Genomic DNA, 13,343 nt, shown 5'->3' on the forward strand with positions numbered 1-13,343 from the left:
GCGGGGTGGTCAGGGTTCGCGGAGGATCAGGGCGTAGGGGCCGAGACCCAGGACCCGTTTGCCGGGGTGGTCGCCGGTCGTGGTGCGGATGGTGAGGAGCGCGCCGGTGTCGGCGTCGAAGTCGACGTCGGAGACGGTGCCGAGGGCCTCGCCGCGTTCGTCGAGGACGCGTTTGCCCGGCAGGGAACGGTGCTTGTCGGCGAGAGGGGCCAGTTCGCCCGAGGGGGTGCCGAGGGTGGCGCCGGAGCGGACGATGACGGCGTCGGGTCCGATGGCGTGGATGTGCTCCCAGACGAGGGTGTCGCCGGAGCCGTCGGTCTTCTTGAGCCGCAGGGCCACGACGGAGGCCGTCGCCGGGTCGACGACGAAACCGTCGACGATGCCGACCGTGCGGGCCTCGGTGGCACTGACCACCTGGCGGCCGGCCGTTTCCGAGAAGAGCATCAGACCTCCGTTCCGCGGCGGGCGCGGTACGCCTGGACCGCCGCCGCGAACCCGGGAAGGTCGTCGGCGACGAACTCGGCCGCGGCCGCCGGGATGACCAGTGCCTCACCGGAGACCGCGGTGGTCTCGGAGAGCGGGATGAACACCTTGCGCCCCTGCCGGTCGAGGGCGTCCGAGGAGGCGATCTCGTAGCCCACGACGTGGGCCGTGGTGCCCTCGACGACCTCGACGACGACGTCGGAGATCCTGCCCAGGTCGGTGCCGCCGTCGGTCAGCACCCGCGAGCCGAGTACGTCGCCGCGGCCGGCGGAGCCGCGTTCCAGGACGTCGGCCCTGCTCTCGAAGACGCTCTCGTCCTTGATCATCACGGCGTCGTGGCCGAGCCCGTGCACCCCCGACCACGGCAGGCTGTGCCGCAGCGGTCCGGAGAGCAGGCCGCGGCCGCTCAGGGTGAAGCCGGCGATCCGGCCGGCCGTGCCGTCGAAGACGAGGTCCTTGACCTGCGCGACAGCCGCACCGGCCAGTGTCACGACCGGCCGCTTGGTGATCTCCGAGGCGAGCATCATCGCGGGAGAGGAAGCGGGCCCGGGCTCGTGCGTCGGCGCGGTCATTTCACGCGTCCCTTCCCGGCCCGCCGGCCGATGGCGCCGCGGCGTACCGCGATCACCCCACCGCTGCGGCGCCGTGCCTGCACGCCCGCCGCCGATCCGGCCAGTACCAGCAGGACCGCCACCACGACGACGATCCAGATCCACCAGTCCATCGCGCACCACTCCCCGCAGAATCGGCAGAATCCGTAGCCCTCTCCTCCCCTTCCCCGATCCCCCTCTCCCACTCGCGGGGAGCGGAGAAGGGGAGGGGAGATGAGGGACCTGGGTGGCGACGACCCGCGGTCAGCTGCCGAGCGCGTGCGGCGCGCGGTGCTTGCGCGGCTGCTGCAGCGGCATCTCCGGGGCGGAGGTCCGCGCCGGGTGGGCGTTGTCGGTGCGCTGCTGCTCGACCCGGGCGGCGAGGGCGTCGCGCTCGGCGGCCGCCACGGCCGCGTCGTTGCGCGCCTCCTTGAGCTTTACCGCCTTGCGGCGGCGCAGCGCGGCGCCTTCGCCCGCCATCAGCAGGCTCAGGCAGCCGACCAGGGCCAGGGCGAGGCCGGCGCAGAAGATGGAGAGCGAGTTCATCGTGATGAGGTCATGGCCCAGCAGGGCGACCGTGTAGTCGGGCCCGCCGCCCAGGTTGCCCGCGATCAATAGTCCCGTGAGTGTTCCGGTCGCGGCGAGAAGCACCAATCCCAGGAACAGCATCCGAGTCACCTCCGGTTGTCGAACGGTGGCCGAACGTGGCCGAATCCGTCGCTGCGGCGCCTACCCGGTGAGCGGCGGGCCTAACGACGCGCAGGGCCACAGCGGGTCCGGCTTCGCTTAATACCCTGGGGGGGTATATGGTGGTCACCAGTGGACGGCGACAGCCGTCACCGCACGAGACGCATGAGGAGAACGCCATGTCCTGCTGCTCCCCCGAGGGAACCTGCCACACCGACGGCGCGACCGACGAGTCGCAGGCCGCGGGCACCGTCGTGTACTCCGTCTCGGGCATGACCTGCGGCCACTGCGAGTCCGCGGTGACCAAGGAGCTCGCGACCGTCTCCGGCGTGACCGTCGTCAAGGTCGACGTCGCCACCGGGCTGGTCACCCTCGCGTCCGAGCAGCCGCTGGACGACGAGACGATCCGTGCCGCCGTCGACGAGGCGGGCTACGAACTGGTCGGCCGGGCGTGACCGCACCGGTCAGGCTGGGCGGCTATCTGCTGATCCTGCTGGTCGTCCTCGGCGCCGCGTTCGGCCTCGGCCGCGCGGTGCGGGGGGACGGCGGCGGACCGGCCGCCCCGGAACCGCGCCCGGCCTCGCACCAGGGCATGTAGGGCATGTCGGCCCCGTTCGAAGGACCGGCCCTGATCGAAGGAGTGGAGTGAAGTGGCGATGACCACGGCGGCTGCCGGCCGACAGGTGGAGCTGGAGATCGGTGGCATGACCTGCGCCTCCTGCGCGGCACGCATCGAGAAGAAGCTCAACCGGATGGACGGCGTCACCGCGACCGTCAACTACGCGACCGAGAAGGCCAAGGTCAGCTTTGACGGCGGCGTCGCCGTGGACGACCTCATCGCCACCGTCGAGGCGACCGGCTACAGCGCCGTGCTGCCCGCCCCTCCCGCTTCCGCCGGATCCGGTCCCGAGCAGTCCGCGCCCGACGAGCTCACGTCTTTGCGGCAGCGGCTGCTCACCGCGGTCGTGCTGGCCGTGCCGGTGATCGCGATGGCGATGGTGCCGGCGCTGCAGTTCGACAACTGGCAGTGGCTCTCGCTCACGCTCACCGCGCCCGTCGTCGTGTACGCGGCCTGGCCGTTCCACCAGGCCGCCTGGACGAATCTGCGACACGGTGCCGCGACCATGGACACGCTGATCTCGGTGGGCACGCTCGCCGCGTTCGGCTGGTCGCTGTGGGCGCTCTTCTTCGGCACGGCCGGCATGACCGGGATGAAGCACCCCTTCGAGTTCACGATCTCCCGCGGTGACGGCAGCGGCAACATCTACCTGGAGGCCGCCGCCGGGGTGACCGCGTTCATCCTGGCCGGCCGGTACTTCGAGGCCCGCTCGAAGCGGAAGGCCGGGGCGGCGCTCACGGCGCTGCTGCAGCTCGGGGCCAAGGACGTCGCCGTACTGCGGGACGGACGCGAAGTGCGCGTCCCCACCGGCGAGCTGACGGTCGGTGATCGGTTCGTCGTCCGCCCCGGCGAGAAGATCGCCACCGACGGCACCGTCCGCGAGGGCAACTCCGCCGTCGACGCCTCCATGCTGACGGGCGAGTCCGTACCGGTGGAGGTCGCCCCCGGCGACGGTGTCACCGGCGCCACGGTGAACGCGGGCGGCCGGATCGTCGTCGAAGCCACCCGGGTCGGCGCCGACACCCAACTCGCCCGGATGGCACGGCTCGTCGAGGACGCGCAGAACGGCAAGGCCGCCGTGCAGCGGCTGGCCGACCGGATCTCGGCGGTCTTCGTGCCCGTCGTGATCGCGCTCGCCGTCGCGACCCTCGGCTACTGGCTCGGCGTGGGCGAGGGCGCCTCCGCGGCCTTCACCGCCGCCGTCGCCGTACTGATCATCGCCTGCCCGTGCGCGCTGGGACTGGCGACGCCCACCGCCCTCATGGTCGGTACCGGACGCGGCGCCCAGCTCGGCATCCTCATCAAGGGCCCGGAGGTCCTGGAGTCCACCCGCGCGGTGGACACCATCGTCCTCGACAAGACCGGCACGGTGACCACCGGCGTCATGACGCTCACCGAGGTGCACGTCGCCGAGGGCGAGGACGAGAAGACCGTGCTGCGGCTGGCCGGCGCCCTGGAGCACGCCTCCGAGCACCCCATCGCCCGGGCCGTCGCGACCGCCGCCGAGGAGCGCACGGGCGGCCCGCTGCCGGTGCCCGAGGACTTCGCCAACGTCCCGGGGCTCGGGGTGCAGGGCGTCGTCGAAGGACACGCGGTGCTGGTCGGCCGCGAGAAGCTGCTGACCGAGTGGACCGCGTTCCTGCCCGCGGACCTGGTGGCCGCGAAGGACGCGGCCGAGGCCAAGGGCCGTACGGCGGTGGCCGTCGGCTGGGACGGGGCGGCCCGCGGGATCCTCGTCGTCGCCGACGCCGTCAAGCCGACGAGCGCGGAGGCCGTGACGCGGCTGCGCGCCCTCGGCCTCACCCCGATGCTGCTGACCGGCGACAACGAGGCGGTGGCGCGGGCGGTGGCCGAGGAGGTCGGGATCGCCGCCGACGATGTCATCGCCGAGGTCATGCCCGAGGACAAACTGGCCGTCATCAAGCGGCTGCAGGCCGAAGGCCGTTCCGTCGCGATGGTCGGCGACGGCGTGAACGACGCCGCCGCGCTCGCCCAGGCCGACCTGGGCCTGGCGATGGGCACCGGGACCGACGCCGCCATCGAGGCGGGCGATCTGACCCTCGTACGGGGCGACCTGCGGGTCGCGGCCGACGCCATCCGGCTGTCGCGCCGGACCCTCGGCACGATCAAGGTGAATCTCTTCTGGGCCTTCGGCTACAACGTGGCCGCCCTGCCGCTCGCCGCGGCCGGGCTGCTCAACCCGATGATCGCGGGCGCCGCCATGGCCTTCTCGTCCGTCTTCGTCGTCGGCAACAGCCTGCGCCTGCGCAGCTTCAAGGCCTGACCTCAAGGCCTGACTTCAGGGCCTGACTTCAGGGCCTGACTTCAGGGACTGATCCAGCGCGCCTACTCGTCCGCGAGGAGCGCCGCCAGGTCGGCTTCCAGGTCGATGTGGCGGAGCTCGTCGCCGGGCGGGACGGCCGTGTACGAGCGGGTGAGGAAGTCCTGGACGTCCTCGGTGTCGAGCTGGAGCAGGGCGATGCCCTCCGGCGAGGAGAGTTCGATCATCGTCCGCCGCTTCCCGCAGGGCCAGACGTGCACGTCGCCCTCGCCCGACGGCATCCGTAGTCCGGCCGCCAGCAGATCGCGGGCGAACGTCCAGGTGACGTCCAGGCCGTCGAGCGTCGCCGATGCCGGGAACGACATCCGCGCGGCCAGCGGGTCGTCGCACTGGTAGATCAGAGTCGCGGCGATGACGCGGTCCCCGGCCGGGGACGCGCAGAGCCGGGCCCGGAGGGTCTGGTCGATGACGGTCAGCATGAGGTGTCCCTCTCCCGCTGGGTAGTGTCCACTCCTCTCCAAGACAGGGAAATCGGGCCGGGGATTACGCGACTTCGGTCCCGATCGCTGTGATGTGCGCCACGTGCCGCTCGGGGCCGCTGTCAGAGGTGCGTGTGAGCATGGGGACATGACGGGCGACGGGGCGGTGCGGCGGATCGGCGGGGACGAGCGGCGGGCGCGGCTGGGGGTGCGGCATCGCCTGGCGCCGGGGCTGCGCGCGAAGTCCGCGGAGCAGGTCACCCGGTCGCTGGTGGCGCTGCACGCGACGGACGCGGCGACGGTCTATCTCTCCACGGCGGCCCGGCTCACCGAGCCCGGCTTCACGGATGTGGAACGGGCGCTGTACGAGGACGGTTCGCTGGTGCGGCTGCTGGCGATGCGGCGGACGATGTTCGTCGTCACTCTGGACTCCGCACCGGTGGTGTACGCGGCGGCGGCCCGCGCGATCGCCGTGAAGGAACGGGCCGGGTTGCTCAAGCACCTCGCGGAGGGCGGCGGCTGGGACGGCGCCTGGCTGTCGGAGGTCGAGGAGGCCGTGGTCGCCGCGCTGGCGGTGCACGGCGAGTCGACCGCCGCGCAGCTGGGCGGGTACGAACCGCGGCTGCGCGAGCAGGTGGTCATCGCGGCCGGAAAACCGTACGAGACCCGGCAGAACGTGGCGAGCCGCATCATCCGGGTGCTCGCGGCGGAGGGCAGGATCACCCGGCGCAGACCGGTGGGGTCGTGGACGAGCAGTCAGTTCCGGTGGGCGGTGGCCGAGCCGCTCTCCGAACCGCCCGCCGCCGAGGCGAAGGCCGCGCTGGCCCGTGACTGGCTGGCGGCGTACGGCCCCGGCACCGAGGCCGACCTCAAGTGGTGGACGGGCTGGACGCTGACGGACGTGCGCAAGGCGCTGGCCGCGGTCGGCGCCCAGCAGGTCGCGCTGGACGAGGGCACCGGCTACGTACTCCCCGGCGATGTGGAACCCGCGCCGGCCGCCGCGCCGTGGGCCGCCCTGCTGCCGGGTCTCGACCCGACGCCGATGGGCTGGCAGCAGCGGGGCTGGTTCCTGCCGGACGAACACCGGCCCGCGCTCTTCGACAAGACCGGGAACGTCGGACCGACGGTGTGGTGGGACGGGCAGGTAGTCGGCGGATGGGCGCAGCGCCCGGACGGGGAGATCGTGTGGCGGCTGCTGCCCGGACCCGGAAAGGGGTCGGGAAAGGGCGCGGGGAAGAGCTCGGGCAAGGGGCCCGGCAAGGAGGCGGTGGCGGCGATCGAGGCCGCGGCGGCGCGGCTCGGCGACTGGCTGGGGGACGTCCGGGTCACCCCGCGGTTCCGTACGCCGCTGGAGCGGGAACTGTCGGCCTGAGCGGACCGCGGGGGCCATGCGTGGCCCGGTGCCTTGCTGCCGTCCGGGGCGCGCCGGGAGTCATCAGAAGCCACTTATCGGACACATTCCGAGCACAATCCGAGCGTGGACACTTCCTGGCGGTCGCGCCTCACGTCGCTCCTGCGCGCCGTACGGTCCTACATCCGGAGCGCCCCCGGCACCTACATCTGGCTGGCCATCCTGTTCGTGACGACCGTCGTCATGCGCCATGTCTCGCCCTCCCAGCTGGACGAGCTGCTCGGCGAGCGGTCGACGAACCTGCACAACCTGTCGGAGGAACCGGTCAGGGCGCTGATCCGGAGCGCGCTGTGGATCAGCGGCGGCGGCTGGCTGTTCTACGCGTTCCTCTACACCGTCTTCCACGCCACCGCCGAGCGCTGGCTCGGCACCCTGCGCTGGCTGACCGTCGTCCTCATCGGCCATGTCGTGGCGACGTACATCAGCGAGGGCGTGCTGCTCTGGGCGATCCACCACGGCCGGGCGCCCGAGACCTCGGTCGACACCCTGGACGTGGGCGTGAGCTACGGCCTGGCGGTCGTCGAGGCCGTCCTGACGTACTTCCTCGTCCTCCGCTGGCGGTTCTTCTACGGCTTCTGCGTCCTGGGCTTCTACGGTCTCGCCCTGGTCCACGGCCGCACGTTCACCGACATCGGCCACTTCACCGCCGTGCTGCTCGGCTTCGCCTGCTACCCGCTGACACGAGGGCGGCCGGGTCACCTGGACCCGGCCGCCGTCTTCTCCCGTGCCGTCCGGCTGATCAGCCGAGACGGATGAGCTTGTCCCCGAAGGACGGCTCCTTGAGGTCCGACTGCAGTGCCACCGGCACCTTGGTCTCGCCCGTACCGCTGCCGAGGCTCAGCGTGCCGACCTCGGTCCCGGCCTTCGCCGAGTGCGGAACTCCGGACGTGCCGGCCGCCAGCTTCAGATCGGACTTCAGGCCCGACCAGCCGATCGCCGTCAGATCCTTGGTGGCGACCACCGGGGTCTTCCCGCCGAGACCGTCGTCCACATAGCCGACGACGTCGCCCTTCTTCACCACCACGGCCGAGGCGAGCGCGGCGCGCGCGCCCCTGACCAGCGTGTCGCTGGTGGACAGGGCGTACTTCAGCATGTCGTTGGGCGTCGAGCCCTTGCGCTGCTGCAGCACCACACCGAGGATCAGCCGCGGCTTGCCGTCGATGGTCTTCTGCGCCGCCCACATCAGGGCGCCGGCCGCCGGGGTGCTGGAGCCGGTCTTGATGCCGATGACGCCCGGGGTGTCCGTCAGCAGCCCGTTGTTGTTGTAGATCCTGGACACGCCGGGGATGTCGGCGTTCTCCATGGCCACCACGGAGCGGAAGACCTCGTTCTTCATGACCGTCCGCGCCAGCATCAGCTGGTCGACCGCCGTGCTCTTCGTCGTCTCCTCGAACCCGCTCGCCCCGGTGTACGTGGTGTTCTTCATGCCCAGGTCGGCGGCGGCCTTCTGCATCTTGACGACGAAAGCTTCCTGCGTGCCGGAGTCCCAGCGGGCCAGCGCGCGGGCGATGTTGTTGCCGGACGGAATCAGCAGCAGCTCCAGCATCTGCCGCTCGGTGAACTCCTGGCCGAGCTTGACCAGCACCCTGGACTCGTCGACCGACGCCGCCTCGTCCGCGGCGGTCTGGTCGATCTTGATCTTCGGGCCGGTCTCCTTCCCCTTGAGCGGGTGGTCGCGGAGGATCAGGTACGCGGTCATCACCTTCGTGACGCTCGCGATCGGCACCGGGGTCTGCGCGCCGCGCACACCCATGTTCCCGACGCCTTCGACCTCGACGACCGACTGGCCCATCACGGGCCACGGCAGCGACAGCGGACCGCCCTGGAAGGTGTACGAGGACGCCGAGGTCAGCGTCAGCGCCGGGGCCGGCAGCGGACGGAGCGACTGCGCGACCGCGACGGCGATCAGCAGCAGCACCACCAGCGGCGTCCAGATCTTGAACCGCCTGACCACCGTCCGCAGCTTCGTCTGGGGCGGCGGCGGAGTGTTCGTCAGCTCCGCCAGCAGCTTCAGCGGCTGCGCGGGCGCCGGCGGCAACGGCATCTGCCGGGTGCCCTGCGGGCCGGCCTCGGGCTGCGCGTCGGGCTGCGCGTCGGGAGCCTGGCCGAACGCGGACGGCTTCGGCGCCGGGGCCGAGGCCGAAGGGGTCGATGGGGCAGCGGGGGCGGACGGGGCAGCGGGGGCGGACGGGGTTGCCGGGGCGGCGGCTGCAGGGGCGGCCGGGCGCGCCGGACGCTCCACCTCCGGCCATGCGAGGGCGTACGGCGACGCTGACTGCTCCTGTGAGACCCGCGGGGGCTCCGCGGGGGATTGCGTGCGCGGCGCGGCCGGCACGTCCGCCGGGGCGCTCCTGGCGGCTTTCCACTCCGGCTTGCGGTCGGCAGGCTCGGCGGCGGGCGCGTGGACCGGCTCGGCCACCGGCTCCTGCGCCGGTTCTTCCACCGGTTCTTCCGCCGGCGCCTCCGCGGAAGCATCCCGGGGCTCGTCCTCGGGCTCGGCCGCCGGCTCGTCCGGGGTCTCGTCCTCGGGCGTGGCAGGCGCTCGGGGTGCGTCGGACGCTTCGGACGCGTCCTCAGCACCCACCGGCCTTGCGTCCTCGGGCTCGTCGGCCGCCTCGCCGACGGGCTCCTCGACGGACTCGTCAACAGGCTCGTCGGCCGCCGGCTCCGGTTCCGCAAGCGAATTCTCGGGAGTGTCCACGGCCGGAGAGACGGGCGCATCGGCAGGCGCTGCGTCATCCGTCCCGTCGTGCGCGTCCTCGGGGATCGTAGGTTCCGCGATGGCGTCGTCCGGACCGGGTACGTCGTCCGGCGTATCCGGACCAGTGCCGGATGCAGACGCGCCCGACTGGCGCGGCAGGCTCCCGCGGCCGCTGTCCGCGTCCTCGCCACCGGCCCCGCCGGTGGTCCCGGAGGACACCGGGTGATCTTCAGGACGGGGGTCCGTGCCGGAGCCCGGGTCGTCGGACAGGCCGCCGTGCTCCTCGCGCACGGCTTCAGGCACCACATTCGGCCCACGGAACACCGTCAGCCTCGGATCAAGCGCCTTCTTGTCGGCCGCCACCCCCGACGACTCCTGCTGCTGCTCCCTGCCGGGGGACTCGCCCGCCACGCAGACCTCCTCCACACATCGCGAGGGGCGGTCCCGTGCACGACGCACGACGCCCCATCTCACTCCACCAGTTTCCAGTTCCCGGCCTGGAAGCCCCTATCAGACCCGCCGGAACCATTCGCGGCCCGTCTGCGACACCACCGCTCACCCCCTAGACGAGAACGACATACCAGTCGGTTCCATCCCGAACACTCCAGGCGCTCTCGACAGATGAATGTGAGAGGCGTCACCCTGTCATTCATCCACGCGGGGAGGCATGGATGGGCAAGAGCCGCAGAACGATTCCGGAAGAGCTGTTGCTGCTCGCTCTGGACCCGACGACCGGGACCACAGCGCAGCCGCAGTCGCTCGACCTCGGCCTCGCCGGGGCACAGCTCGTCGAGCTGGCCCTGGCTGGACGGATAGCCCCTGATGGGGATCGTATCGCCGTGGTACACCCACGGCCGACAGGAGATCCGACACTGGACTCCGCGCTCGAGCTGCTGCGCCGTCGTGGCAGTCCGGTTCGCGCTGTCCACTGGATCGGCGGGCCCCGCCTGGGGCTGCGCCAGACGTATCTCGCGCATCTGGAGCGGTGCGGCATGGTGCATGCCGTAGCGGGACAGATGTGCGGGGTGCTGCCGACGACTCGCTACCAGGCGAGCGACAGCGAGGTCAGCCGGGACATCAGAGCCCGGCTCGACAACGCGATCCGCACCGGCGTCCCGCCGGACCCGCGGACCGCGGCTCTCGCTGCCCTCGCCCACGCGGTGGGCCTCGGCAAGCACCTGTATCCGGGGAACGAGGGCCGGTCATCGCGATCGCGCCTGCGGGACCTGATCAGATACGACCCGATGGGCGGTCTCGTCGCGCACGCCGTCATGGACGTGCAGAACGGCGCCGCGGCACAGCCGAAGCGGGCTCCCGTGCAGGGACGGCCCGCAGCGGTGGGGCCGGCCGGGCACAACAGCATGGCCCGGGCCGGAGCGCGATAGCGGCGCCCCGGAGCAGTGCGCGGGGCGAAGTTCGCAGTTCGCGGTACCCGGCAGATGAGCAGCACGCAGACAGCAGGGACGGCAGGCAAGGGCACGGTGTCCGGCGGCAGGGACCGGACACCGAAGGCCCGCCGTCCTCAGCGACCCTCCCCCGGCCCTCGGGCCCGGGGAAATCCAGGGAACCGCTACGACGCGCGGGGTGGGGCACCGGTCAACGCCGGTCCCCCACCCCGCGCGTTGCGTTTGCGCAGTTCGTACGACCAATCGCCAGCGCGGTGATGACCGGTAGTGGCAGGCTGCTGACCAGCAGTACGCACGCGGTAGGAAAAGCGTCACAAGTGCGGCAGAGAAGAAGTACGAGAAGTAGTCCGGAGCCGGAGGTGCACCACCCGTGGCGGCCAACGTTAATCCCACCGTCAGGCGACGCCGACTTGGATCGGAGTTGCGCAAACTCCGCGAGACCAAGGGGATGACCGCGGAGGAGGTGGCGGCCCGGCTGCTGGTCTCGCAGTCCAAGATCAGCAGGCTGGAGAACGGCCGCCGCAGCATCAGCCAGCGCGATGTCCGCGACCTGTGCGGCGTGTACGGCGTCGAGGACCAGAGAATCGTCGATTCCCTCATGCACATGGCGAAGGAATCCCGTCAGCAGGGCTGGTGGCACGCGTTCGGCGATGTGCCGTACAGCGTCTACATCGGCCTGGAGACCGAAGCGGAATCACTCCGGGTGTACGACTCGCTCGTAGTTCCGGGCCTTCTGCAGACCCGCAACTACGCCGAGGCGGTCATCGAGGGCACGCTGCCCGAGGCCACCCCCGAGCAGGTCGACAAGCGCATCGACATCCGGCTGCGGCGCCAGGAGCGGATCACCGACCCGGCCTCTCCGCTGCGGTTCTGGGTCGTCATGGACGAATCCGCGCTGCGCCGGGTGGTCGGCAGCAAGGACGTCATGCGCGAACAGCTCGAGTACCTCGTGCAGATGGGCTCACAGGCGCACGTCACCGTTCAGGTACTCCCGTACGAAGCCGGCGCACACCCCGGCATGTCGGGAAACTTCGCGATTCTCGAATTCCCGGACGCGACCGATTCCAGTGTGGTGTACATCGAAGGCGTGACCTCCGACCTGTATCTGGAGAAGCCGGTCGATGTCCACGGATACAGCGTGATGTACGAGCATCTCCGTGCACAGGCACTGAGTGCCGAAGCGAGCCGTCAGTTCATCGCGGACGCCGCGAAGGAATACGCGCGCTGAGACGAGTTGAGGGTCGGCGAACCGTCAACACGGCTCTCCGACCCACCCTGGACTGGGAAAGGCGGGAGAATACACCCCCGTCGGCTCAATACGGAAGAGTCACATGGAATATGCCATCCGGTCGAGTGAATAGACCCTGCGGTGGGTGATGTTGGCGAGTAGCTTCAGTCGCGTCAGAGCTGCACAACCAGAAAAGCTCGGAGCGATCATGGCAATTCAGCTGGGCAACACCAAGGCGTGGACCAAGTCCTCGCGTTCTCAGGGGAACGGCGCATGCGTGGAGGTGGCCTCACCCACCCTCAGCGCTGTCGCCGTCCGTGACTCCAAGGATCCCTACGGTCCGACCCTCGACTTCTCGCCGGAGTCCTGGGCAGCCTTCGTCACCGACGTCGGCCGGGGTTCGTACGACCTCGACTGACCCGGTGGGAGCAGCAGAACCGATCAGCAGTGCCGAAGAGCCCTCTCGTCCGGCCCGCCGTCCTGGCCGAGAGGGCCCACTGCGGGCCGTGAGAGGCCCGCACCCGGCTCCGCTAGCGGAGCCGGTCCACGTAGGTGTCCGTGCCGGGGACGGTGGGGACGAAGGGCGCTACCAGCTCGACGCGGCCCAGGCCGGAGGCGGCGACCTCGTCGTCCAGGCCGGTGAAATGGGCGTCCCACGCCTCGCGGGGATCCTGTTGCAGGAACCAGAGCAGCGTCAGACGGGTGTCGACCCCCTCGACCTGCTTCACGTACGTCATCCTGTCGCCGGGCAGCGGCGTCGGCTTGAAGATCGTCACCATCGCGGCCGGTGAGCCCGCGAGGCGCTTGGGCAGGTGCCGGGAGCGCAGCCACTCCAGCAGTTCCTCGCGCTGCTCGGCCGATTCGGCGTCGATGACCTCCACGACCAGCCCGGTGTAAGGGTGGTCGAGCGCGTGGAAGTCCCGGGGGCCGGCGGCGCCGTCGCGGTAGACGGTGGCGGAGTGGTCCTGGAAGGCCGTGAAGACATGGGTGCGGTCCTGGTAGACCCGGCCGTCCCGGTTGAGGCGCTTGTTGATGCCGACGGTCCACTTCATGTGGTCGTCGTAGCGGCCGGCGGTGACCCAGTAGGTGGAGATGTAGCAGCCCGCGGTGACGGGCTGGGCGACGGCGGACTTCTCCGGGTAGCGGAGCAGCTGCAGATCGCGGGTGGCGACCCAGCGGCGCCCGGCGTACATCCAGGGCATGGCCATCGCGCCCGCGATGAAGTGATCGTCCTCGTACCACCTGTTGTACGCGTACTCATGGCCCGGCAGGGGTTCCACCATGGTGATCAGGGCGTGCCCGACCCGCACCCCGTACGGCCCGACGGAGGCCAGCTCCGCGTACACCTCGCTGCGCGTCTCTTCTGTCATGCCTACAGGTGTAGCTGACGATACGTCAGATGGGGAGGGATCGGTCGCGACCGCGCGACGGATCCGGCCGCGCGGGCTTGCCTGCCGA

General features: G+C 71.0%; 15 protein-coding genes. 8 read left to right on the forward strand and 7 right to left on the reverse strand.

Annotated elements, in window-relative coordinates:
• Positions 1 to 9: 9 nt before the first annotated feature.
• The 4 genes from G3I60_RS09915 to G3I60_RS44525 all read right to left on the reverse strand — a co-directional run bounded on the left by G3I60_RS09915 (position 10) and on the right by G3I60_RS44525 (position 1,742).
• Positions 10 to 444: a PRC-barrel domain-containing protein gene (locus G3I60_RS09915; RefSeq protein ID WP_138359353.1), complete on the reverse strand. Its 435-nt coding sequence runs from the start codon at positions 442 to 444 to the stop codon at positions 10 to 12.
• Complete coding sequence (locus G3I60_RS09920; protein ID WP_239069675.1) at positions 444 to 1,055, reverse strand: PRC-barrel domain-containing protein; 612 nt, start codon at positions 1,053 to 1,055, stop codon at positions 444 to 446. Before G3I60_RS09920 ends, G3I60_RS09915 begins: the two co-directional genes overlap by 1 nt.
• Complete coding sequence (locus tag G3I60_RS44520) at positions 1,052 to 1,207, reverse strand: hypothetical protein (protein ID WP_187144907.1); 156 nt, start codon at positions 1,205 to 1,207, stop codon at positions 1,052 to 1,054. Before G3I60_RS44520 ends, G3I60_RS09920 begins: the two co-directional genes overlap by 4 nt.
• 130 nt (positions 1,208 to 1,337) lie before the next feature.
• A complete protein-coding gene (locus G3I60_RS44525) occupies positions 1,338 to 1,742 on the reverse strand; it encodes a hypothetical protein (RefSeq protein ID WP_187144908.1) in 405 nt (134 codons plus the stop codon).
• A gap of 197 nt (positions 1,743 to 1,939) precedes the next feature.
• Here G3I60_RS44525 and G3I60_RS09930 point away from each other — a divergent pair, with 197 nt between their 5' ends.
• Genes G3I60_RS09930 through G3I60_RS09940 form a run of 3 tightly spaced genes read left to right on the forward strand, consistent with a single transcriptional unit; the run spans position 1,940 to position 4,663 of the window.
• On the forward strand, positions 1,940 to 2,215 hold the full coding sequence (locus tag G3I60_RS09930) for a heavy-metal-associated domain-containing protein (protein ID WP_187145296.1): 276 nt from the start codon (positions 1,940 to 1,942) through the stop codon (positions 2,213 to 2,215).
• Entirely contained in the window at positions 2,212 to 2,358 is a 147-nt protein-coding gene (locus G3I60_RS09935) for a hypothetical protein (RefSeq protein ID WP_164294349.1), read from the forward strand. Before G3I60_RS09930 ends, G3I60_RS09935 begins: the two co-directional genes overlap by 4 nt.
• Before the next feature lie 58 nt (positions 2,359 to 2,416).
• A complete protein-coding gene (locus tag G3I60_RS09940) occupies positions 2,417 to 4,663 on the forward strand; it encodes a cation-translocating P-type ATPase (RefSeq protein WP_164294439.1) in 2,247 nt (748 codons plus the stop codon).
• A 62-nt stretch (positions 4,664 to 4,725) separates the two neighbouring features.
• Here the strand turns inward: G3I60_RS09940 and G3I60_RS09945 are convergent, their stop codons facing one another.
• Positions 4,726 to 5,139: an SsgA family sporulation/cell division regulator gene (locus tag G3I60_RS09945; RefSeq protein ID WP_138359345.1), complete on the reverse strand. Its 414-nt coding sequence runs from the start codon at positions 5,137 to 5,139 to the stop codon at positions 4,726 to 4,728.
• Between the two features lie 148 nt (positions 5,140 to 5,287).
• Between G3I60_RS09945 and G3I60_RS09950 the strand changes: the two genes are divergently transcribed.
• Positions 5,288 to 6,511: a winged helix DNA-binding domain-containing protein gene (locus tag G3I60_RS09950; protein WP_164607013.1), complete on the forward strand. Its 1,224-nt coding sequence runs from the start codon at positions 5,288 to 5,290 to the stop codon at positions 6,509 to 6,511.
• A gap of 105 nt (positions 6,512 to 6,616) precedes the next feature.
• Positions 6,617 to 7,306 carry a rhomboid-like protein gene (locus G3I60_RS09955; RefSeq protein ID WP_164294347.1) on the forward strand — a complete coding sequence of 230 codons (690 nt, stop codon included), beginning with the start codon at positions 6,617 to 6,619 and terminating at the stop codon, positions 7,304 to 7,306.
• Here the strand turns inward: G3I60_RS09955 and G3I60_RS46745 are convergent.
• On the reverse strand, positions 7,290 to 9,662 hold the full coding sequence (locus G3I60_RS46745; protein WP_164294346.1) for a D-alanyl-D-alanine carboxypeptidase: 2,373 nt from the start codon (positions 9,660 to 9,662) through the stop codon (positions 7,290 to 7,292). The two genes, G3I60_RS09955 and G3I60_RS46745, sit on opposite strands and share 17 nt — an antisense overlap.
• 260 nt (positions 9,663 to 9,922) lie before the next feature.
• Between G3I60_RS46745 and G3I60_RS09965 the strand changes: the two genes are divergently transcribed.
• The 3 genes from G3I60_RS09965 to G3I60_RS09975 all read left to right on the forward strand — a co-directional run bounded on the left by G3I60_RS09965 (position 9,923) and on the right by G3I60_RS09975 (position 12,303).
• Positions 9,923 to 10,636, forward strand: a complete 714-nt coding sequence (locus G3I60_RS09965; RefSeq protein ID WP_164294345.1) for a GPP34 family phosphoprotein — start codon at positions 9,923 to 9,925, stop codon at positions 10,634 to 10,636.
• 391 nt (positions 10,637 to 11,027) lie between these two features.
• Positions 11,028 to 11,885: a helix-turn-helix transcriptional regulator gene (locus tag G3I60_RS09970; RefSeq protein WP_138353592.1), complete on the forward strand. Its 858-nt coding sequence runs from the start codon at positions 11,028 to 11,030 to the stop codon at positions 11,883 to 11,885.
• Between the two features lie 208 nt (positions 11,886 to 12,093).
• On the forward strand, positions 12,094 to 12,303 hold the full coding sequence (locus G3I60_RS09975; protein ID WP_138353591.1) for a DUF397 domain-containing protein: 210 nt from the start codon (positions 12,094 to 12,096) through the stop codon (positions 12,301 to 12,303).
• A gap of 112 nt (positions 12,304 to 12,415) precedes the next feature.
• On the opposite strand, the gene G3I60_RS09980 is transcribed toward G3I60_RS09975, so the two are convergent.
• On the reverse strand, positions 12,416 to 13,255 hold the full coding sequence (locus G3I60_RS09980) for a hypothetical protein (RefSeq protein WP_164294344.1): 840 nt from the start codon (positions 13,253 to 13,255) through the stop codon (positions 12,416 to 12,418).
• Positions 13,256 to 13,343 lie beyond the last annotated feature (88 nt).

Origin of the sequence: Streptomyces sp. SID13666 (assembly GCF_010548325.1) — a bacterium.
Lineage (GTDB): Bacteria > Actinomycetota > Actinomycetes > Streptomycetales > Streptomycetaceae > Actinacidiphila > Actinacidiphila fildesensis.